This window comes from Neorhizobium sp. LjRoot104, from assembly GCF_964253725.1.
Classification (GTDB): domain Bacteria; phylum Pseudomonadota; class Alphaproteobacteria; order Rhizobiales; family Rhizobiaceae; genus Neorhizobium.
In genome coordinates, this window is sequence record NZ_CAXURS020000001.1 from 4,389,238 (window position 1) to 4,410,311 (window position 21,074).

Here is a 21,074-nt window from a genome sequence, read left to right on the forward strand (position 1 = left end):
TCCATATGCAATAGCCCTACCCTCAAGGGGGGAGATCAGCAGGCGTTTGCCGCACTGCTCGTCCATTCCGAGGACCGCCTCATGCTGAGAAAAGTCCTCATCGCCAATCGTGGCGAGATTGCCTGCCGCATCATCCGCACCTGCCACCGGCTGGGTGTCGCGACCGTCGCGGTCTATTCCGACGCCGACCGGGACGCCCTACATGTGTCGCTTGCCGGCGAGGCGATCCATATCGGCCCGTCCCTCGCCGCCGAAAGTTACCTGCGCGGCGACACGATCATCGACGCGGCGCTGCGGACAGGCGCCGATGCCATCCATCCCGGCTACGGCTTCCTTTCGGAAAATCCCGACTTCGCCGACGCGGTGACATCCGCCGGCATCCGCTTCATCGGACCGTCGTCCGATGCCATCCGCGCCATGGGCCTGAAGGACGCCGCCAAGGTGCTGATGGAAAAGGCCGGCGTGCCCGTCGTGCCGGGCTATCACGGCGCCGAACAGGACCCGGATTTCCTGTTGGCCGAGGCGGAGCGCATCGGCTTCCCGGTATTGATCAAGGCCCGCGCCGGCGGTGGCGGCAAAGGCATGCGGCGGGTTGAGGATGCAGCCGACTTCAGGGAAGCGCTCGCCTCGGCACAGCGCGAGGCTTCGGCCGCCTTTGGCGATGCGGCCTGCCTGATCGAGAAATACATCGCCCATCCACGCCACATCGAGATCCAGGTTTTTGGCGACGACCACGGCAATGTCGTGCACCTCTTCGAGCGCGACTGTTCCCTCCAGCGCCGCCACCAGAAAGTTATCGAGGAAGCGCCGGCCCCCGGCATGCCGGACGACATGCGCATTGCCATGGGCGAGGCGGCGGTCAAGGCGGCGATGGCGTTTTCCTATTCCGGCGCCGGCACGATCGAGTTCATCGCGGATGCCTCGGATGGGCTGAAAGCCGACCGCTTCTGGTTCATGGAGATGAACACCCGCCTGCAGGTGGAGCATCCGGTCACCGAGGCGATCACCGGCGTCGATCTCGTCGAATGGCAGCTTCGCGTCGCATCCGGCGAGCTTCTGCCGCGCAGCCAGGACGAGCTGTTCATCAGCGGCTGGGCCTTCGAGGCGCGGCTTTATGCGGAAGATGCCGAGCGCGGCTTCCTACCCGCCACCGGCACGCTTGCCCATCTGGACTTGCCCGAGGAACTGGCGCGTGTGGACAGCGGCGTGCGCACCGGCGACCGGATCTCGCCCTTCTACGATCCGATGATCGCGAAAATCATCACCCGAGGACCTGACCGCCAGACGGCACTCTCGCTGTTGTCGGCCGCCCTTGCCGAGGTTCGTGCCAACGGCGTCACCACCAATGCCGCGTTTCTTCGTCGGCTAACGATCCAGCCGGATTTTGCGGAAGGCTGGCCCGACACCGGCCTGATCGACAGGCATCTGGCGGAACTGACGATAGGACAGGCCCCGTCTCGCGAGGTCATGGCCTTGGCCGCTCTGAAGCTCTCCGGCGCCCTGGAGCCGAAGACCGGCAACGATCCCTGGGACCGCTTATCCGGATTCCGGCTGTGGTCGCAAGCGTCCGACTTCGTTGAGCTGGACTACCGCGGCCAGCACGTGCCGGTTTTGCTCGGATCGGTCGGGGAGGGCGCATATGCGGCCACGGTGGATGGCAAGCCGGTCGATCTCCGCCTCTCGCGCCTGGGCGCCGAGGCTTGTCTTCTGGAGGCCGCGGGCCGGAAACATCGCGTCCATCTGGTCTGCGGCGAATGTGACGTGATGATCTTCGGCGATGGCGAAAGCTGGCATTTTGGCCTGATCGACCCTCTCGCCGGCGAGGATGAGATTGCCGACGGCGGTGGTCGCATCGTCGCGCCCATGCCGGGCCTCGTGAAACTCCTTCGTGCCACGCCGGGAGCCGCCGTTACCAAGGGTGAGACCCTGGCCGTCATGGAAGCCATGAAGATGGAACTGACGCTGACCGCACCGCGCGACGGGACGATTGCCGAGGTCCTGGTGTCGCAGGGCGAACAGGTAGCCGAAAGCGCGGTGCTGCTGACCCTTGAGCCGGAGCCGGAAGCCGGGGAGCCGAAGGATGGCTGATTTCGTCCGCATCCATGAAATGGGCCCGCGTGACGGGCTCCAGAACGAGAAGCGGCTGATTTCCACCGCCGACAAGATCCGGCTGGTCGACCTGCTCTCCGCCTGCGGCTTCGAAAAGATCGAGGTGGCGAGCTTCGTGCGCCCCGACTGGGTGCCGCAGATGGCCGACGGCGCCGAGGTCATGGCCGGCATCGCCCGCCGCCCGGGCACGCTCTACACCGCGCTGACGCCGAACGTGCGGGGATATGCCGCCGCCGTCTCGGCAAAGGCGGACGAGGTCGCCGTCTTCGCCTCGGCATCCGAAGGCTTCAGCCATCGCAACATCAATTGCAGCATCGCGGAGAGCTTTCAGCGTTTTGCGCCGCTGATCGATAGCGCTCGCGGCGACGGCATCCCGGTCCGTGCCTATGTCTCCTGCGCCGTCGATTGTCCCTTTGACGGTCCAACTCCGCCGGCCCAGGTGGCGCGGGTGGCAACGGAACTCCACGCGCTCGGCTGCAGCGAGGTGGCGCTGGCCGATACGATCGGCACCGGTACACCGGAGCGGGTCGCCGCCATGCTCGATGCGGTCTTGGAGCACCTGCCGGCGGCTAGACTCGCCGGCCATTTTCACGACACCAACGGCCGGGCGCTCGACAACATCACCGTCTCGCTCAAAAAGGGATTGCGTGTATTCGATGCCGCAGCCGGCGGCCTTGGCGGCTGCCCGTATGCGCCGGGCGCCGAAGGCAATGTCGCAACCGGAAAAACGGTCGATCATCTGCATGCGCTGGGTTTCGAGACCGGCATCGACCGCGACCGGCTGACCGACGCAGAGGCTTTTGCCCGCAGCCTGAGAGGAGCGCGCTAATGGGTGCTTACGACACGCTGACACTGGAACGGGATGCCCGCGGGGTGGCGACACTGACGCTCGCCCGGGCCGAAAAGCACAACGCCATGAACGCGCGGATGATCGCCGATCTGACGGACGCGGCCGGCAGGCTCGCAGCCGACGAGACGGTCCGCGTCGTTGTTCTCGCATCGGCCGGTTCTACATTCTGCGCCGGCGGCGACCTGCAATGGATGCGCGACCAGGCGGCGAGGGATCGCGCCGGCAAGATCGAGGGGGCGACGGAACTTGCCCTCATGCTGAAGGCACTCGACGGCCTGCCGAAGCCGCTGATCGGCCGGGTTCAGGGCAACGCCTTCGGCGGCGGTATCGGCCTGATGGCGGTCTGCGATATCGTTGTCGCGGTGGAAAGCGCCTGGTTCGCACTCACCGAAACACGGCTGGGGCTGATCCCCGCCACCATCGGACCTTACGTCGTCCGCCGGATCGGCGAAGGCCATGCCCGTCGCCTGTTCCTCAATGCCCGCCGCTTCGATGCGGACACGGGTCGCGAGATCGGTCTCGTGTCCGTCGTTCGCACCGCCGATGAACTCGATGCGGCAGTGCAAGAGGAGGTTTCGGCCTTTCTCGATTGCGCTCCCGGCGCCGTCGCCAGCGCCAAGAACCTCGTTCAGCACCTCGCCCGCCAGACGATCGAAGATCCGCTCGGCTACAGCACCGGCCTGCTCGCCGACCGCTGGGAAAGCGCCGAAGGCCATGCCGGCATCGACGCCTTCCTCAGCCGACGGCCAATGCCCTGGGCGGCTCCCAAGGCCGGCGAAGATTAGCCCCGGAGCGCGTCCGGGACCAATCGAAGTGGTCATTGTTTCGGAATGCCGGCCTTCTGGATCACGTCCGACCATTTCCGGATATCGGCCGTCAGGCGGTTGCCGATCTCTTCCGGGGTGCTGGACCGGGCTTCGACGCCGAGATCCGCGAACCGCTTTTGCAGGGCCGGATCGGCCAGGACTTCGACAAGCGTGGCGTTCAGCTTCTTCACCGCTTCCGGCGGTGTGCCCTTCGGCGCGAAGATGGCATTCCAGGAAGTGACGTCGAAGCCCTTGACGCCCTCTTCGGCGGCGGTCGGGACGTTCGGCGAGAGGCTGGAGCGCGACGGCCCGGAGGAGGCGATGGCGATCGCCTGGTTCTGCTGCAGGGCAGCTTTCAGCGCCGTCTGGCTGTCGACGATGACATCGAGTTCGCCGCCGAGCAGGGCCACCTGAAGATCAGGCGTGGCCTTGTAAGGCACGATGGTGAAATCGATCCCGGACGTCGACTTGAAGAGTTCCGCCGCAAGGTTCTGACTGCTGCCGACATTGATGGTTCCGACATTGAGCGCGCCCGGCTTGGCCTTGGCGGCTTCCAGCACGTCCTTGAGGGTTTTGAATTTGCCGCCCGACTTGGTGACGAACACGAAATCGAAATAGGCAAGGCTCGATACCGGCACGAAATCGACGACGGGATCGAATTGCAGGTTCTTGAAGAGCGGTACGCTGATCGCGGTTCCGTTCGAGAGCAATGCGAGCGTGTAACCGTCCGCCGGAGCGTTCAGCGCAGCCCGGGCGGCGACCGAACCGCCGGCACCCGGCTGGTTCATGATCACGATCTGTTTGCCGAGCTTCTTGCCGAGCGACTCGGCCACCAGGCGTGCGGTGATATCGGCGATCCCGCCGGGACCGAAAGGCAGCACCAGGGTGATGTCCCGGGACGGATAGGCGTCCTGCGCAAGGGCGCCGGCCGGCAGCATCAACGTTAGGGCGACGGCCAGGGATTTCATCCATCGCGCCGGCTGCCGGAACCGTCCCGACGATCTCCCCGTAGTCTTGTAATCCATTCTTTCCTCCTCCTTGTAAGGCCGCTCAGGCGGCAAAACCGTATAGACGTGCGGGATTGTCGACGAGCAGCCGCCGCTGGTCCTGTTCGTCGAGTGCGAACCGGGGCACGAGATCCACGAGATCGGCCTCCTCGACCGGCTCCTTGAGGTTCGGGTGGGGGAAGTCGGTACCCCAGAGGCTCCGCTCCGGGCTCGCCTTCACCAGTGCTTTCGCGAAAGGCACCGCCGCATCGAACGGAAAACGCGAAATCCGCTCCGAGCCGCAAACCTTGATCCAGCAGTTTTCCTGCCGCACCAGTTCCAGCAGCGTCTGAAAAGCCGGCTGGTCGGTGCCGAGGCTGGTATCGACGCGCCCCATATGGTCGATGACGAAGGGCACCGGCAGGCGGGCGATCATGTCGGAAAGCGGAACGATGTCGGCGGCGTCGAGATGCAGCACCACGTGCCAGCCGCGACCCTTGATGCGGTCAATTACCCGATTGAAGACGTCCATGTCAGGCGCGCCGCCGAGGTGGCGGACGAAATTGAACCGCACGCCACGCACGCCGCCGTCGTCGAGCCTCTGGTAGGCGCGGTCGTCAAAACCGTCGTCCACGATGGCGACGCCGCGGTAGCGATCCGGGCGCCAGGCGATCGCGTCCAGCATGGCGCGGTTGTCGGTCCCGTGGCAACTCGCCTGAACGATGACGGCGCGGGCAATGCCGAGCCGGTCGTGGAGTGCTGCCAGCGCCTCTTTCGGAGCGTCCGCCGGTGTGTAGCTGCGGTTGGGCGCATAGGGGAAAACGGCTCCCGGACCGAACACGTGGCAATGGGCGTCGCAGCTGGCTTCAGGCAACCGGAAGTCAGGCTTCCGCCGTGCGGCCGCTGTCCCGTGACCGCTCTCCTGGCGATGTTCGTTCATTTTTCCTCCCATGCGAATTTCAGGTTGCCGCGTATTGCCTGGCTTCGACGCGCAGGCTTCGAAAGCTGGCATAGCTCGCCTCGACGATTTGATTGACGGCGGCCTCCCGATCGTTTCCATCGACCGCGCCGCCCGAAAGACGCGTCACGCGGTCCGGATTGATCAGGGCGTAATAAAGCGAGCCAAGCAGGAACTGGCTGCGCCAGACGAGCCCGGCGAGCGGCGCACCCGGCACGCAATCGGCGAGAGCCTTGATGAAGGCGCGGCTGGTCTCGTCGAATGCGTCCGCAATGATCGCCTGGGCGTCGGGGTTTCCTTCCGCCGACAGAACCGCCCGCATCCGGGTGAATTCCGCACCGCCGCCGTCGCCCTCCGAGGAGGAAACGAAGGCGGGCACGACATAGGCGCGCAGGATGGCCATCAGCCGTTGATCCGCATCGCTGATCCGAAGGGCTTCGCCCAGCAGTTCGCGGCGGCGGGCGTTCATCGGCACCGTGTGGCGCTCATAGACCTCCCGCAGCAATTTCGCCTTCGAGCCAAAATGGTAGGTGAGGCTGCCGACATTGGCCCCGGACGCCTTGGCGATATCCCGCAGCGACACGGCATTATAACCGCTGCGGGAAAACAGGGTCACGGCATTTCTGAGCAAGGCTTCCCTCAGGTTCGGGCGCATGGAGATCCATAGTCAATTGTCCGCCCAATTTGTACAGTTGTACAAATTGGGCGTCAATCGAAAAAACCGCGATGAGGGTGGGGGTCGTTTGCGGCGGGAATTGGTCAAAAAACCAATGCCCACCGGAAGCCAGCTAGTTCTGTCGCAGCATGAAACCGTCGAAGAACGTCGACAGCTCGGCATACCCATCGAGTGGCAGGACATGCGCGATGTACTGGTCCGGCCGGACGATGACCATGCAGCCCTGTTCCCGATCGATGCCGCGCATCTCGAAAATGTCTTGGCCGCCCTTGAAGTCGGGGCAGAACATCTTCTCGTAGTCGCAGAGCCCGTAACGGCCCTTTCGGGGCAGGAGGAAGGCCGGCATGGTTTCGACGGCGAGCGTGCGATGGGCGTGCTGGAAGACGGCTCGGAAATCGATCACCGAGTCGACATCCGCACCGGCCGGCGTATGTCTCTTTACCGGCGAGCTGGGGGAGTCGGCCAGGAAATCGCACAGGGCACGCAGCCGCGAGGACGGCTGAGCGTGATCGTCCTTTCCGGCAAAGGCATAGATGCGCCAGCGCCCGTCCGCCTTGGCGGCATGGCCGAGCTGCACCGGCCTGGCATCGCCCAGCCGGATGACCGGTGCCGAATGGAACCGGGTGCCGATCGCCAGCCCCTTGGCGAGATGCTGATGGGTCGCTTCGCCGGTCAGAGCCGACGGCGTGTAGCGGGTCGCCGTGCCCGCCGTATAACGCCCGGACCGGACGAAATATTTCTGGACTTCCGCCGGCTCGACGCCCTCGCCATCGGGATCGTCAGGGGATTTCAGCGGCGCGCTCAGCATGGCCGACCATTCGCGGTCGAAGTCGATCAGTTCCTTGGCGATGGTCTGGCGTTCGGCGGAATAGCTGTGCAGCAGCTCCGGTCCGCTCCGCCCCTGCAGGACGGCGGCCAGCTTCCAGCCGAGGTTGAAACCGTCCTGCATCGAGACGTTCATGCCCTGGCCGGCCTTCGGACTATGCGTGTGGCAGGCATCGCCGGCGATGAATACATGCGGCAGGCGCCTCACGGGCGCGTCTTCCGGCACGTCGTCGAACTTGTCGGTGAGGCGCTGGCCGATCTCGTAGACCGACCACCAGGCGACCTCCTTCACCTCGAATGTATGCGGATGCAGGATGCGCTGCACGGCCGCGATCAGCCTGTCGACGGTGATGTTCCGGCTCGCGACCCGCTCGTTTTCGTTGAGCTTGTCCAGCTCCACATAGATGCGGACCATATAGCCGCCTTCGCGCGGGATCAGCACGATGCTGCCTTCGCCGGCGGACTGGATCAGCGCCTTGAGGCGGATGTCGGGAAAATCGGTGACGGCGAGCACATCCATGACGCCCCAGGCGTGATTGGCGGAATCGCCGTGCAGCGCCCGGCCGATCGACTTGCGCACCGTGCTGCGCGCGCCGTCGCAGCCGACGACGTAGCGGGCTCTTATGATCTCGATCTCGCCTTCGTGGGAGGGGTCGAGACGTTCCAGTCTTGCGGTCACGGGATAGTCGGAGGCGGTCCGGTCTGTTTCCAGATCGATCAGGCGCCGCGAATAGTGCGGTTCGAGCCTGGTCGGCGCTTTGCGCATCACGTCGAGGAAGAAATCCTGCACGCGGGCCTGGTTGAGGATGACATGCGGGAATTCGGAAAGCCCGTCCTCGGTATCGTCGATCCTGCCGCTGCGGATGATGTTGTCGCGCTTCAAGTCGTTCGGCTTCCAGAACGAGGTCTCGTTGACCCAGTAGGATTCCCGCATCACCCGCTCGGCGAAACCGAAGGCATGGAACATTTCCATGGTGCGGCAGGCAATGCCGTCGGCCTGGCCGCGCAGCAGCGGGCCGGATCTCTGGTCGACGATGCAGGTTCTGATATCGGGAAAGGCGGAGAGCTGCGCGGCAAGCGTCAGGCCCGCCGGCCCGCAGCCGACGATCAGGACATCGACTTCCGTGGGAAGTGCCTTTGTGTCGGCCGGCGCGTTGTGTCGATCCTCCGGATGAAAGATTTCCGGGTCGCCGGGTTCGAACCCGTTAAGATGGAATTGCATGGAACCAGTTTCCTCCGCATGTTTCTTGAAGGCATCCGCGGAATGAACCGGGCGGATCCGATATTGATCAGTATGCTGATTATCAGTATACGTGTCAAGCTTGCGACGGTTTTGGAGAGTTTGGTGAAGGACAACAACGACATGCCGGGGCATCTGGCCCGCCGGTTCCAGCAGATCGCCGTGGCGGTCTTTCATGCGGAGGTGGAAGAGGCCGGTTACGATCTGACGCCCGTTCAATATGCGGCGCTCGCGGCGATCAGCATCAACCCGGGCATCGATCAGGTTACGCTCGCCGGGCTGATCGCCTACGACCGGACGACCATTACCGGCGTCGTCGACCGGCTGGTGCAGAAGGGCCTGCTGGTGCGCAATGCCAGCACCAGGGACAGGCGCGCCCGAGAGTTGCAGATCACCGTCGAGGGGCAAAAGACCCTCGACGGAATAGCGCCGGCGGTGGAGGCGGCGCAGCAACTGATGCTGCGCGGCCTGACGGCAGACGAGGCGGAGGAACTGCTGCGGCTTCTGCGCAAGGCGATCGCCGCCGGCAACGAACTGAGCCGGGCGCCGCTGCGCGAAGTTCCCGAGGGCGGCCGGAACAGGTAGGTCAAATGACCCGTTGTCGATGCCGCTGCGTGCAAAGCGGCCGGGCTGCCGGGCAAGCCGCACATCCAATCCCGCTTCGTTAACCTTTTGTTGACCATATTCCCCGAGCTTACCCTCCACGCATCACACGTGCGGTCCGGTTACAGCAAGGAGAAGAGCATGACGCTCGTGACATTGCCGAACAAGATCATGCGAAATAGCCACCACACCCTTCTGGTCATGCGCGACGGCGGCACATGCCAGGCCGTCTGCGTCGTCAACGACCGCAGGATCGGCGACGTGCGCTCGAAGCTCGGTCTCATCGAGAAGATCGCCAACAGAAAGCTTGATCACGGCGAGGTGGCTTTCGACGGGCGCGTCTGGATTACCCATTCCGACATGCCCCGCCCGCTTCAAGCGGGCCGTCACTGACAAAGGCCGGATCTGGCAAGAAGGCATGGCGACGCCCTTTTGTCATCCGTCGTGTCCGGGAGGGTCTTCCGCACGCCCGACGCGATGCTTCCGCATTGCTGTCACAGGACAGGAATGAGGAGACATACGGCGCAAGGAGAAAGCCATATCCGGCCCCGAGCATAGTCAGGGGGCCGGATATCGGGGAGGTCTTAGCGGAAGAGGTCGAGAATGCGTTTCGACTGTTCGTTGACGATGCTGAGGCCGATCGTCTGGAGTTGCTGCTGGACCTTGGTGGCGGCAAGCTTGACGGCGGTCTCCTCCATGTTGGCATCGACGAGACGCCCGACGCCGCGGTCGATCGTATCCTGCAGCTTGGAGAGGAATTCCGTATTGGCGCTGATGCGGCTCGACGTGGAGCCGAGCTTGGCGCCGGCGGAGGTGAGGCTCGACAGCATGCTTTCGGTGGCGGAGATCATGCCGTCCAGCTCGTCCTCGGTCGTCGAATTCGAGATCTTGATTTCGCTGGCGGTTGCCGATGACTGCGACCCGGTATCGAGCAGGTAATATTCGTAGGCGGCGCCGTTGCCGGTGGTGCCCGAATAGGCCCTGGTCAAAAGACCGTTCGCGGCATCGCCGCTGCTGGTCAGCGTCGTCGAGGCGGTATCGAAATCGATGGTGTTGAGGGCGGTGGTGCCGTCCGGATTGGTCGATGCGGACGCCAGCAGCGACTTGACGCCCGGCGTTCCGGCGGAACTCAACCAGTTCTCGCCGTTGAAGGACGCGGATTCGCTCACGGTGCCCAGCTGCTCTTTCAGCTGCGTGATCTCGGCGTTGATCGCATCCCTGTCGATGCCCGGTGAGCGGGCAAGGATAAGCTTCGACTTGATCTCGGAAACCAGACTGGTCGCGGCTTCCATGCCGAGCGCGGCGGTATCCGTGGTCGCGGCGGCAAGGCCCGACGCATCCTGCACTGCCGAGAGCGACAGGCCGGTGGACCGCATCGAGGTGGCGATCGACCAGTAGGCGGCGTTGTCGGATGCCGTATTGACCTCGCGGCCGGTTGCCACCTTGACCGTGTTGCGCTCCAGCGCCTTGGCGGAGCCGGTCAGCAACAGCAGCGCCGAGGCGGCCGATGCGTTATAAGAAATGCTGCTCATGAAGCGTCTCGCAGGTGGGTAGGACACGTTACGGGCTCAGGCAGTGAAGATGGCGTCATGCCTTTGAGCGGTTGCCGTATCGGCGTGCGAACTCATCACCTGCAATCACTGTGCAGGAGGGAGCTTTCAAAGCATTTGCAGGATTTATTAAGGTTTTAATGGTTTGGCGGATTTTTTGAGGGGGTGGGGACGGAGGGTAGCACAAACGCTGTTGAGTGCGGCGGTCAAGAAAACTTGCCCGCCGCCCGACTTTTCAGCCCTTCGGCGGAAAAGGATCGTTGCCGTAGGAATTACGCTCGCGAATGCGACCGTTTTCCCCATGGATCAGCATTTCCGTACCCTGGTTCTGGGCAATGCCACGGGCGATGCTGATTGCCTCACGCTGGGTCTCGACGACCTTGGTTGCACGCTCGGAGCCTGCGCCTTTAACAGCCCAGCCTTCAGGGTGGGGTACGACGTGTTGATTGCGGTTTTTGGTCATAACTATCTCCTTAACGGGTGTGGCAAGCGGGAGAGCAGTATGCACACCCATCTGCACTGAGATCGTAGGCCTTTGCTGCGGCGACAGCCTGGAAACAGCTGTCATATTCGCCGAGGTACTGTTGGTTCACCTGTGCCGGCATATAGCCACAGCCACTCTTGTGAACTTCATGGTCGCCATTCGCCTGGGCATTTCGATTGCGATAGTAGCTAGCCATCATGGCTCTCCTTGTCCTTGGGAGGATAGTGATAACGATACAAATGTATAGCGATCACGATACTATCGTTAGTATAGCAGTAGTGATACTGTCAAGGGGTGATTTGGGGAGATCGGAAGCCCACTATGTCGGAAGAATTTGGGGAAAAGCTGCGCAAGCGCCGGATAGAAAAATCCTTCACTTTGGAGGGCTTAGCGGAGAAAGTTGGGTCCACGAAAGCCTATATTTGGCAGCTAGAAAATAAGAGGCCTGCCAAACCTTCAGGTGAGTTACTTTTAAAAATTGCTCAGGTTTTGGAAATTTCAGCTGAATTTCTGATTGATGATTCCGTTCAAGAGCCTACGGACCGCCAAGTGCGAATCGCTTTGGCGCGGGGCGCGGATGAGCGCGGACTTTCGCAGAAAGACTTGGACATTCTTTTCAGAATCGCAGACACAACGTTAGATGGAAAATCTAAAAAAGGAAGCGATTAGGATTATAGATCTTTGGCGCCGGTACGGGCCAGGATCAGCCAAAATCGACCTTAATTTGATATTGAATGAGATCGTGTTGCCGTCCTCCAATGGCGATCAATGTAAGGTCGTATTCGAGAAATTTGACTCATTTGAGGGGTTGATGGCGCGGCAGGAGGGGTCTCATTCTTGGACCATAGGAGTTAATACGAATATCGAATTTGCGCCGAGAAGAAATTTTACATTTGCCCACGAGATAGGGCATTTTGTAGGGCACAGATATAAGAAAAATACATTCAGGTGTACCTTTGAGAATCTTCAGGACTATTCGAATATTGTTTTGGAAAAGGAAGCGAATGAGTTCGCGGCTCAAATATTGATGCCTGCGGATGTGATGAGAGGCTTTGATAAGACTCACAAATTTACGCACGCTTCCGTTACCGAACTTTCGCAAACTCTGGGAGTCTCGCGCTCGGCCGCCGCCTATAGATGGGTAAGCCTCTCGCGGCGAAAAATCGGTTTCGCTGTAAGCCGCGACGGCATGATTTGCCATGGCCGGGCCAGCGAGTTCTTGTACAAAGCGGGTGTTTTCTTCAAATCTGGTGTGGAATTACCGGCCGGAAGCGTATCCGCAAAACTGCGGAAACCCGGTGAAAGCCTTCAAGTTCGCGTATCAGAGCGAGTATGGCACGAAAACCAAGACTGCGAGGAATCGGCTTCCGCGACCGAAGTGGGCGAGTATATTTATACCTACTTGGATTTCGGAAGCTAGAGATTCCTCAATCGTCCTTCATCTTCAGCGCGGCAATGAACGCTTCCTGCGGGATGTCCACCTTACCGAACTGGCGCATGCGCTTCTTGCCTTCCTTCTGCTTGTCGAGCAGCTTGCGCTTGCGGGTGGCGTCGCCGCCGTAGCACTTGGCGGTCACGTCCTTGCGCATCGCCGAGATCGTCTCGCGGGCGATGACGTTGCCGCCGATCGCGGCCTGGATCGGGATCTTGAACATGTGCCGCGGGATCAGGTCCTTGAGCTTTTCGCACATGTCGCGGCCGCGCTTTTCGGCCGCCGAGCGGTGGACCAGCATGGAGAGCGCATCGACCGGCTCGCCATTGACCATGATCGACATTTTCACGAGGTTGCCCTCGCGATAGCCGTGCAGATGGTAGTCGAACGAGGCGTAGCCCTTGGAGATCGACTTCAGGCGGTCGTAGAAATCGAACACCACTTCGTTGAGCGGCAGCTCGTAGGTGAGCATGGCGCGCTTGCCGACATAGGTGAGTTCGGTCTGGATGCCGCGGCGGTCCTGGCAGAGTTTGAGGATGCCGCCGAGATAATCGTCCGGCGTCAGGATCGTCGCCTTGATCCAAGGCTCGCGGATTTCGGCGATGCGCACGACATCCGGCATGTCGGCCGGGTTGTGCAGTTCGCGCTCGGACCCGTCGCTCATCGTCAGCTGATAGACGACCGAAGGCGCGGTGGCGATCAGGTCGAGGTCGAACTCGCGCTCCAGGCGTTCCTGGATGATTTCCAGATGCAGGAGGCCGAGGAAGCCGCAGCGGAAGCCGAAGCCGAGCGCCGCCGAGCTTTCCATTTCGAAGGAGAACGAGGCGTCGTTGAGGCGCAGCTTGCCCATCGCGGCGCGCAGGTCCTCGAAATCGGCCGCATCGACCGGGAAGAGGCCGCAGAACACCACCGGCTGGGCCGGCTTGAAGCCCGGCAGGGCCTTGGCGGTCGGGCGCTTGTCCTCGGTGATCGTATCGCCGACGCGGGTATCGGCCACTTCCTTGATCGAGCCGGTGAAGAAACCGATCTCGCCGGGGCCGAGGCTATCGACGGCCAGCATCTTCGGGGTCAGCACGCCGACGCGCTCGACCTGGTACTTGGCGTCGGTTCCCATCATGCGGATGGTCTGGCCCTTGGCGAGCACGCCATCAATGATGCGCACCAGAACCATGACGCCGAGATAGGTGTCGTACCAGCTATCGACCAGCAGCGCCTTCAGCGGGCCTTTTTCGCCGAGCTCGCTCTTCGGCGGCGGCAGCTGGTGGACGATCGCCTCCAGCACGTCGGGAATGCCGAGCCCGGTCTTCGCCGAGATCAGCACGGCCTGCGAAGCGTCGATGCCGATCACTTCCTCGATCTGTTCCTTGATCCGCTCGGGTTCGGCGGCGGGAAGGTCGATCTTGTTGAGGACGGTGACGATCTCGTGGTTGTTGTCGATCGCCTGGTAGACGTTGGCGAGCGTCTGCGCCTCGACGCCCTGGGAGGCATCGACGACGAGGAGCGAACCTTCGCAGGCCGACAGCGAGCGCGAGACTTCGTAGGCGAAATCGACGTGCCCGGGCGTATCGATGAGGTTGAGGATATAGGTTTCGCCGTTATTCGCCTTGTAATGCAGGCGCACGGTCTGGGCCTTGATGGTGATGCCGCGCTCGCGCTCGATATCCATCGAGTCCAGCACCTGTTCCGACATGTCGCGCTCGGCAAGGCCGCCGGTCGTCTGGATCAGCCGGTCGGCGAGCGTCGACTTGCCGTGGTCGATATGGGCCACGATCGAGAAGTTGCGGATATGGTCAAGCGGAGTGCGGGTGGAATTGGTGCTCATGGCTCGCGCATATAGCAGCGCGAATCCCTGCCGCAAAGCGGAAAGATAACCTTTCGTTGAGGATAAAGCCCGGGGTAGCGGGCTATTTACTGGGCTTTTCGGTCTCCGGATCGGTCATGACCGACGCATTCGGGAGCTGGGCGCTGCGCAGTCCGAAATTCTCCCGTTCATCGGCAGGTACGCCTTCGCGTTCCTTGAGACGCCAGATCACGTAGGCCGCATAGGCGATCGCCACCAGGATCACGGCGTAGATGAAGGTGTGCTGGCCGAAAACCGGGGTAAGCAGCGTCACCCCGAGCGGCACGATCGTCGCCGCGGTCGACCACGCGACCAGGAGCGTCGAGGAGAGCGGCACGAAATCGCCGGGATCGGCTCGGTCGTTGGCATGTGCGTTGGCGACCGAATAGACGGTCTCGACCGCGCCGCCGAAGACGAGGAAGACGAGCATCAGGATGATCATCATCGAGAAGGACACGAACAGCGCTGCGGTGCCCGCCGCGACGATCAGCGCGCAGGTGATCAGGAGCACGAAACGGCGGTCGATGCGGTCCGACAGCATGCCGAGCGGATATTGCACGAACAAGAGGCCGGTCTGCATCACCAGCATCAAGAGCGCGACATCCGTCTGCGCCACGTGACTGGTGGTCGCGTAGATCGGCACGAAACCTTGTATCACCATCGAAAGGCCGCCCGATGCGAGGACGCCGATCAGCCCGACCGGCGAGATGCGCCAAGCCATCTTGATATCGACATTCACATTGGCCGGCGCCGGCGGGTTCGGCAGGCGGGTGAGCCCGATCGGCAGGATGGCGAGCGCCGTGACGAAGACGACGGCGAGCGGCGCGAGATTGCCGTCCGTCGGGATGCGGCCGAACAGCCAGGCACCGGCGCCGAGGCCGAGCACGAAGGCCATGTAGAAGAACGACATCGCCCGGCCGCGCCATTCGTTCGAGGCGGCGTGGTTGAGCCAGCTCTGGGCGATGATGAAATTGACGTTGGAGGCCGCGCCATAGACGCCGCGCGCCAGCACCCACCAGATCGGCGGCGGGTTGGTGGCGATCAGCACCGCGGCGATGATCACCATGGCCATCGAACAGGAGAACAGGCGGGCATGGCCGACGCGGCGGATCAGCGGGCCGCCGACGATGCAGCCGATCAGGCCGCCGAACGCAAGCGTCGGAACGGCGGCGCTGGCGGCCCAGGTGTCGCCCGTTTGAGTGAGGACGAAAGGCACATAGGCGGACATGATGCCGCTGCCGATGGCGGCAATCGTCATCGAGATGACGATGCTGGCGATCGACAGGGGCGACGTCGTCTCGAATGTCTGGCCGTTCATCTCGTCTCCCCGTAAGCGTGGGCATCGGCGGTGGCGGCCGAATGAAAGCCCGATGCTGTTCCATAACCGATTGAGTGTGACGGGAGCTATCGCGGAAACGCCATCGCTTGTAAAATTCAGCGGTTCCATCATCGTGCCACTTGATTCCATTATAAGAGAATGCAATTCTCAAATCATGGAACTGACGGATCATGACATCGAGAATGCCATCAGCGAGCGGCTGAAGAGACTGCGCGCCCGGGCCGGATTGACGCTGGACGAGCTGGCGAGCCGCTCCGGCGTCAGCCGCGCGATGATTTCGCGGATCGAGCGGGCGGAGGCGAGCCCGACCGCGGCGCTGCTGGCGAGGCTGTCGGAAGCGCTCGGGCTTTCCCTTTCGGCCTTCTTCGCCGACGACGAGCCGCAGAACTCGCCGCTCAGCCGCAGGGCGGAACAGAAGCTCTGGCGCGATCCGCATACGGGCTATCTGCGCCGCTCGGTCTCGCCGCCGGGCACGCCGAGCCGGGTCGATATCGTCGAGGTGGATTTTCCGGCCGGGGCACGGGTCAGCTTTCCGCCGCGTCAGGAAAGCCGGGTGATGACCCAGCATGTCTGGCTCTTCGAGGGTGTGCTGGAGATGGTCATCGGTGACACCGTCCACACGCTCCATCCCGGCGACTGCCTCTACATGGATATCGGCGATGCCTTCGATTTCCACAATCCGTCCGACAGGCCGGCCCGTTACGCCGTCGTCCTCGACCGCGGCCGCTGAGCATTTTTCATCAGGAGATTATTGAGATGACCGTCACCATCCGCATCCTCGATGCCGACGAAACCCGCGCCGCAACAGCCGATCTCTCCGAGACCCTGTCCGACTGCGTCAACGGTGGCGCCTCGCTCGGTTTCATGCTGCCCTTCGGGCCGGAGGATGCGATCGGTTATTGGCAGGAGATTGCCGACGCGGTCGAAAAAGGCGGCATCATCCTCGCGGTGGCCGAAGTCGAGGGCAAGGTCGTCGGCACGGTACAGGTGGGCCTTGCCTCCAAGCCGAACCAGCCGCATCGCGGCGACCTGATGAAGCTCCTCGTGCATCGCTCTGCCCGCGGGCTCGGCCTGTCGCGCAAGCTGATGGACGCCGTGGAAGCGGAAGCCGCACGACGCGGCCGCACGCTTCTGGTGCTCGATACCGCGACCGGCAGCGATGCGGAAAAGATCTATCCGCGCTTCGGCTGGGAACGCGTCGGCGTCATCCCGGACTACGCCATGTGGCCGCAAGGCGGTTTCTGCGCCACCACGCTGTTTTACAAGCGGGTTGCTTGAGGCCGGAAGAAAAATCCCACCGGACGGTCTCCTCCATCTCGATTTATTCTTGCAAATCAGCGCATATGAACGGGCGCTGATTGGTCAGGCGCTATCACAGGGGGCTTCATGTTGATTTTTAATTCGCTGCCGGCGATACGCCGCGCGGCTCTGGCGGTTTTGACTGCCACCGTCTGCTCCACAGCCGGGCAGGCGCTATCCGCCGACGTGAGCTTCATGATGCGCAACGAGCATCCGAACGCGGTCGAGGTCGAGCTTTACAGCCAGGACCGCAAGCACGTCTGGCCGGGCGGCAATCAGGTCTATTACCTGGATGACGGTGAAACCAAGCAGATCCACCTCTCCTGCCAGCAGGGCGAGAACATCTGCTACGGTGCCTGGGTCTCCGGCGAAAAGCAGACCTATTGGGGCACCGGTCCGGGCAACAAGGAGAGCTGCGAAGATTGCTGCTATGTCTGCGAAGGCGGCGAGACCGAGGAAATCAACCTGGTCGAATAAGCGGGAGTCGATCGAACCCGAACTGGGACCGGCCGCCTGACCGGCCGGTCCGCACAAGGCTCAAGAGCCTTCCTGTCGCTTCCACACCGGGATGACGTGTCTGTGCATGTCACGAGCCGCGCCAAGGATGGCACGGCCCTTTCCGGCATTCCGAAGCCGGCGAAATAGTCTGCCGCTCAATCGCCGGTTTTCAACATCCTGTTGAAAGCGGTGATGATCAGTCCGGTCAGTTCGCGATGGATATCGGCGCGGGGCCGGCCGCTGTCGTCGCAGATCGGGTCCGGTTCGCCGACCCTCTTCAGGAATTCGACGGCGCCAGGCTTGCAGACGGGCAGGAAGCTGAAATGGTCGGCCTTACCGACCTGCGCATAGGTTGCGTTTGGAGCCTGTTTGGCGAGCGCGTCCGAAAGCACGGCGGCTGGGATCTGATCCGCGCTGCCGAGATTGATGAAGGCGAGCGGGATATCGATAGCCCTGATACTATCGGGTTTGAAAGCCTCGACCAGACCCGGATCAACCAGCACCGCGCCTGAAATGCGGGTATCTCGGTTCGACTGCTCGAAGCGGCTGCGATCGACGCTGCCAAGGTTCAGCGGCTCAACCGCTACCTCTTCGCCGCCGGCAAAACCGCGCCCGCCGCGGAACCAGCGGCAATCCATCATATCGGAATTGGTCTCGCAATAGTGCTTGTAGGCACTGAGATCGGCACGGCCGCCGGCAAGCTCGATCGCCGTGCTGCCGCCAAGCGAGAAGCCGAGCACGCCGATGCGTGCCTTGTCCACCGAAGTCTTGAAGCGCGGATCGGCTGAAAGCGCGGTGACGACCTCCGAGATATCCTGCGTCCGCTCCCAGATTTTCGGCGTGGCCTCCGGCGTGGAATCGCCGCTCGTCGTACCGGGATGGTTGGGGCCGGCAACGATGAAGCCGGCTTTCGCCAGTTCGATGGCGATCCAGCCCATGCCGTCTGCTCGCGAGCCCGAACCATGGGAGACGAGTACAAGCGGAAAATGGCCGGCTTCGATGGTGGCGTTTCGGGAGGCGGTGGAGCTTTCGAATATCGGGTTTTCGCCGATGGAACCCGTCTGGCCGTCGCCTTTCGACGGATACCAGACAGTCACCGCCAGCGCGCGGTCGCGGGTGGGTGAGACGACGCTGATCTTCTGCATGCCGACGGGCTGGACATCGCTGGCAAGGGCGGTATCGGCCAGCAACGGGCCGATGAAGGGAAGAAGAACAAGAATGGGAAGTTTCAATCGCATGGGAGCCTCGTCCTGTTTAAAAACGACAGCTCCTTCTTGGCGTTATGGCGGCCTTTCGGCGTCCTCGATCACGTTCGAGGTCATCCTCGAACGTGATCTTGTCCCATCGCCTCAAACCCTGGCGCGCTTTTCCGTCAGGAAATACAGGAAGGCGATGACCGGCAGGGCAAGGCCGAGCGACGAGGCAAGCAGCCAGCCGCCTTCGGCAAACGCCCAGGCGCCGACTGCGGAGCCGATCGCGCCGCCACAGAAGAAGGTCGCCATATAGAGGCCGTTCAGCCTGCTCCTCAAGTCCGCGCCGAGATTGTAGATCGACCGCTGGCCGATCACGAGCGTCATCGTTACCCCGAAATCGAGGAGGATGGCGGCAATCGTCAGCAGCGCCAGCGCAACCGTCGAGCCCTCCGGTGCGATATGGGTGATCAGGAATGCGACGGCGACGGCAGCGATGCCGAATATCGTCGCGGGCTTCCCGAGATCCCGGTCGGCAAGGCGTCCGGCGATCGGCGAGGCGATGGCGCCCGCGACGCCGGCCAGCGCAAACAGCGCGATGCCGGCCTGGCTGAGATTAAAGGCGGGGCCGGCGAGAACCAGCGGCGTCACCGTCCAGAACAGGCTGAAGGTCGCGAACTGGCAGGCCTGGTAGAAGGCCCGGCGGCGCAGAACCGGCTGGGTTGCGTAAAGGCGCCCCATCGACGCAAGCAGGGCGAAATACGAGAGCTTCGTCTGCGGCATCCGCTTCGGCAGACGGGCGGCAAGCACGAAGCCGAGCACGATCATGACCGCTGCCGACAGGAAGAAGACGATGTGCCAGGAGGAAAACTCGGCAATGAAGCTCGAGACCGGCCGGGCCATCATGATGCCGATCATCAGCCCGCTCATGACATTGCCGACCACCCGGCCGCGATTGGCGTCGTCGGTCAGGCTGGCGGCGAACGGCACGATCATCTGCACCGCGGTGGAGCCGACGCCGATCGCCAGCGATGCGGCGAGGAACGGAATAGATGCGCTCGACAGGCTGGCGCCGAGCAGCGCCACGGTGACGACGCCGATCATGGTGAGGATCAGCCGGCGGTTTTCGAGAAGGTCACCAAGCGGCACGACCAGCAGCAGGCCGAGGCCGTAGCCGATCTGGGTCAGCGTCACGATGAGGCCCGTGGCACTGGCCGGAAGACCGATCGAAGCAGCGATCGGGCCGGCGAGCGGCTGGGCATAATAGAGATTGGCGGCGATCAGCCCGCAGGCGGCGGCCATCACGAAGGTCATGGCGGCAGACAGGCCTGAGGCGGCCGCCGGCGTGGCCATCGTTGCGGTATTGGTGGTCATGGGAAGCTCCTTGGGAGGAAGGATCGGATTGAATCAGTCGAGAAGTTTCATGGCCGTATCGACCACGGAAAAGGCGCGGTCCCGGTTAGGGCCGGTTTTTCCCAGTACCCTGAGGCCCTGGGTGACGGAGAGCAGGAGGCGGGCGGTGGTGGCGGGATCGATCGCCTGCGGAATGGAGCCATCCGCCTGGCCCCGGCGGATCAGGCTATCGAACAGGGCTTCGCTGCGCGCCATGGACCGATCGACCCGCTCGGCGGCCTCGGCATCGTAGACCGCAAGCTCGATCGCCGTTCCAACGACGAGGCAGCCGCGTCGGCCGTTCTCCCCGTGCGAGGCCTCGGCATAGAAGCGCAGCACGCGGGAAACCTTGTCGCGACCGCTTGCGCCCTCGGCCAGTTCCTGGTCGAGAAGTGCGTTGCGAACCTGCTTGTAGCGGTCGAAACTCGCGAGAAAGATCGCCTTCTTGTCCTTGAACGCCTTGTAGAGACTGCCGGCGGCAAGCCCCATCGCCTCCTTCAGCTCCGAAATCGAGGCCGCGTGATAGCCCCGCTCGGAAAAGACGACGATCGCCTTGTCGAGCGCTTCTTCGATCTCGAATTCGCGGGGACGACCCGGCGGGCGTGTCGTGGTGTTGCTGCCCATGATATCGGCTTAATTAGGAAACGATCGCTCCCAAATAGAGGCATGCTTGCGCTTCGTCAAGGGCAAAGCCTGTTCGTGGCATGTCGCCGTCGGCGGTTGCGCCCGTTCGGCGAAATTAGCGGGGAACACTTGGCACGCCGGACGGTTACATCCCCGTCACCAACCCCAAAGCTGGAGGCAGACATGAGCAAGAGTGACGTACAACAGGCCGTAAAGCGAGCCGAACGCCAGGTCGAGAACACCAGTTCCGGCGGCCACCTCGGCGGCACGTATTACGGCCAGAATCCGGACGGCAAGACGGCATCGACCAACACCAATGTCGGCAAGAACCGTCCGAACACCGGCAGTAACTAACACGTCACCACCATCAACG

22 protein-coding genes are annotated in these 21,074 nt (G+C 62.7%); 11 read left to right on the plus strand and 11 right to left on the minus strand.

The genetic code is table 11. The features are described from left to right. Positions 1-81: 81 nt before the first annotated feature. The 3 genes from ACSQ8R_RS21455 to ACSQ8R_RS21465 are packed head-to-tail and all read left to right on the plus strand — an operon-like array spanning position 82 to position 3,744. The gene (locus ACSQ8R_RS21455) at positions 82-2,088 is read left to right on the plus strand and encodes an acetyl/propionyl/methylcrotonyl-CoA carboxylase subunit alpha (RefSeq protein WP_436255231.1); all 2,007 of its coding nucleotides are present in this window, start codon (positions 82-84) and stop codon (positions 2,086-2,088) included. Then, on the plus strand, positions 2,081-2,938 hold the full coding sequence (locus tag ACSQ8R_RS21460) for a hydroxymethylglutaryl-CoA lyase (RefSeq protein ID WP_436255232.1): 858 nt from the start codon (positions 2,081-2,083) through the stop codon (positions 2,936-2,938). Before ACSQ8R_RS21455 ends, ACSQ8R_RS21460 begins: the two co-directional genes overlap by 8 nt. Beyond that, positions 2,938-3,744, plus strand: a complete 807-nt coding sequence (locus ACSQ8R_RS21465; protein WP_436255233.1) for a crotonase/enoyl-CoA hydratase family protein — start codon at positions 2,938-2,940, stop codon at positions 3,742-3,744. Before ACSQ8R_RS21460 ends, ACSQ8R_RS21465 begins: the two co-directional genes overlap by 1 nt. Before the next feature lie 32 nt (positions 3,745-3,776). Here the strand turns inward: ACSQ8R_RS21465 and ACSQ8R_RS21470 are convergent, their stop codons facing one another. The 4 genes from ACSQ8R_RS21470 to ACSQ8R_RS21485 form a co-directional block, all read right to left on the minus strand. After that, positions 3,777-4,790 (minus strand): Bug family tripartite tricarboxylate transporter substrate binding protein, encoded by a 1,014-nt coding sequence (locus ACSQ8R_RS21470; RefSeq protein WP_436255234.1) that lies wholly within the window; start codon positions 4,788-4,790, stop codon positions 3,777-3,779. A 25-nt stretch (positions 4,791-4,815) separates the two neighbouring features. After that, on the minus strand, positions 4,816-5,691 hold the full coding sequence (locus tag ACSQ8R_RS21475) for an amidohydrolase family protein (protein WP_436255235.1): 876 nt from the start codon (positions 5,689-5,691) through the stop codon (positions 4,816-4,818). Positions 5,692-5,710: 19 nt separating this feature from the next. Beyond that, complete coding sequence (locus tag ACSQ8R_RS21480) at positions 5,711-6,364, minus strand: TetR/AcrR family transcriptional regulator (protein ID WP_436255236.1); 654 nt, start codon at positions 6,362-6,364, stop codon at positions 5,711-5,713. Positions 6,365-6,497: 133 nt separating this feature from the next. After that, positions 6,498-8,432 (minus strand): FAD-binding monooxygenase, encoded by a 1,935-nt coding sequence (locus ACSQ8R_RS21485; RefSeq protein WP_436255237.1) that lies wholly within the window; start codon positions 8,430-8,432, stop codon positions 6,498-6,500. A gap of 123 nt (positions 8,433-8,555) precedes the next feature. On the opposite strand from ACSQ8R_RS21485, the gene ACSQ8R_RS21490 reads away from it, so the two are divergent. Both ACSQ8R_RS21490 and ACSQ8R_RS21495 read left to right on the plus strand, forming a co-directional pair. Next, a complete protein-coding gene (locus tag ACSQ8R_RS21490; RefSeq protein ID WP_436255238.1) occupies positions 8,556-9,035 on the plus strand; it encodes a MarR family winged helix-turn-helix transcriptional regulator in 480 nt (159 codons plus the stop codon). A gap of 159 nt (positions 9,036-9,194) precedes the next feature. Beyond that, complete coding sequence (locus tag ACSQ8R_RS21495; protein ID WP_436255239.1) at positions 9,195-9,446, plus strand: hypothetical protein; 252 nt, start codon at positions 9,195-9,197, stop codon at positions 9,444-9,446. 191 nt (positions 9,447-9,637) lie between these two features. On the opposite strand, the gene ACSQ8R_RS21500 is transcribed toward ACSQ8R_RS21495, so the two are convergent. Together ACSQ8R_RS21500 and ACSQ8R_RS21505 are read right to left on the minus strand one after the other, a co-directional pair. After that, the gene (locus ACSQ8R_RS21500; RefSeq protein ID WP_436255240.1) at positions 9,638-10,585 is read right to left on the minus strand and encodes a flagellin; all 948 of its coding nucleotides are present in this window, start codon (positions 10,583-10,585) and stop codon (positions 9,638-9,640) included. Positions 10,586-10,838: 253 nt separating this feature from the next. Next, positions 10,839-11,066, minus strand: a complete 228-nt coding sequence (locus ACSQ8R_RS21505) for a DUF2188 domain-containing protein (protein WP_436255241.1) — start codon at positions 11,064-11,066, stop codon at positions 10,839-10,841. Positions 11,067-11,408: 342 nt separating this feature from the next. Between ACSQ8R_RS21505 and ACSQ8R_RS21510 the strand changes: the two genes are divergently transcribed. Beyond that, positions 11,409-11,756 (plus strand): helix-turn-helix domain-containing protein, encoded by a 348-nt coding sequence (locus ACSQ8R_RS21510; RefSeq protein ID WP_436255242.1) that lies wholly within the window; start codon positions 11,409-11,411, stop codon positions 11,754-11,756. Continuing rightward, positions 11,728-12,507 carry an ImmA/IrrE family metallo-endopeptidase gene (locus tag ACSQ8R_RS21515; RefSeq protein WP_436255243.1) on the plus strand — a complete coding sequence of 260 codons (780 nt, stop codon included), beginning with the start codon at positions 11,728-11,730 and terminating at the stop codon, positions 12,505-12,507. Before ACSQ8R_RS21510 ends, ACSQ8R_RS21515 begins: the two co-directional genes overlap by 29 nt. 7 nt (positions 12,508-12,514) lie before the next feature. Here ACSQ8R_RS21515 and lepA read toward each other — a convergent pair whose 3' ends face one another. Together lepA and ACSQ8R_RS21525 are read right to left on the minus strand one after the other, a co-directional pair. Beyond that, a complete protein-coding gene (lepA, locus tag ACSQ8R_RS21520; protein ID WP_436255244.1) occupies positions 12,515-14,341 on the minus strand; it encodes a translation elongation factor 4 in 1,827 nt (608 codons plus the stop codon). 82 nt (positions 14,342-14,423) lie between these two features. Then, on the minus strand, positions 14,424-15,677 hold the full coding sequence (locus ACSQ8R_RS21525; RefSeq protein WP_436255245.1) for an MFS transporter: 1,254 nt from the start codon (positions 15,675-15,677) through the stop codon (positions 14,424-14,426). A gap of 175 nt (positions 15,678-15,852) precedes the next feature. Here ACSQ8R_RS21525 and ACSQ8R_RS21530 point away from each other — a divergent pair, with 175 nt between their 5' ends. The 3 genes from ACSQ8R_RS21530 (at position 15,853) to ACSQ8R_RS21540 (ending at position 17,474) form a co-directional block, all read left to right on the plus strand. Further along, positions 15,853-16,428, plus strand: a complete 576-nt coding sequence (locus ACSQ8R_RS21530; protein ID WP_436255246.1) for a helix-turn-helix domain-containing protein — start codon at positions 15,853-15,855, stop codon at positions 16,426-16,428. 26 nt (positions 16,429-16,454) lie between these two features. Further along, positions 16,455-16,976: a GNAT family N-acetyltransferase gene (locus ACSQ8R_RS21535; protein ID WP_436255247.1), complete on the plus strand. Its 522-nt coding sequence runs from the start codon at positions 16,455-16,457 to the stop codon at positions 16,974-16,976. A 108-nt stretch (positions 16,977-17,084) separates the two neighbouring features. Then, on the plus strand, positions 17,085-17,474 hold the full coding sequence (locus ACSQ8R_RS21540; RefSeq protein ID WP_436255248.1) for a hypothetical protein: 390 nt from the start codon (positions 17,085-17,087) through the stop codon (positions 17,472-17,474). 176 nt (positions 17,475-17,650) lie between these two features. Here ACSQ8R_RS21540 and ACSQ8R_RS21545 read toward each other — a convergent pair whose 3' ends face one another. The 3 genes from ACSQ8R_RS21545 to ACSQ8R_RS21555 all read right to left on the minus strand — a co-directional run bounded on the left by ACSQ8R_RS21545 (position 17,651) and on the right by ACSQ8R_RS21555 (position 20,701). Then, positions 17,651-18,733 (minus strand): alpha/beta hydrolase family protein, encoded by a 1,083-nt coding sequence (locus ACSQ8R_RS21545; protein WP_436255249.1) that lies wholly within the window; start codon positions 18,731-18,733, stop codon positions 17,651-17,653. Positions 18,734-18,844: 111 nt separating this feature from the next. Continuing rightward, a complete protein-coding gene (locus ACSQ8R_RS21550) occupies positions 18,845-20,038 on the minus strand; it encodes an MFS transporter (protein WP_436255541.1) in 1,194 nt (397 codons plus the stop codon). Positions 20,039-20,092: 54 nt separating this feature from the next. Further along, the gene (locus tag ACSQ8R_RS21555; RefSeq protein WP_436255250.1) at positions 20,093-20,701 is read right to left on the minus strand and encodes a TetR/AcrR family transcriptional regulator; all 609 of its coding nucleotides are present in this window, start codon (positions 20,699-20,701) and stop codon (positions 20,093-20,095) included. A gap of 183 nt (positions 20,702-20,884) precedes the next feature. Here ACSQ8R_RS21555 and ACSQ8R_RS21560 point away from each other — a divergent pair, with 183 nt between their 5' ends. Next, positions 20,885-21,055, plus strand: coding sequence for a hypothetical protein (locus ACSQ8R_RS21560; protein ID WP_436255251.1), 171 nt, complete (start codon positions 20,885-20,887; stop codon positions 21,053-21,055). Positions 21,056-21,074: the final 19 nt, after the last annotated feature.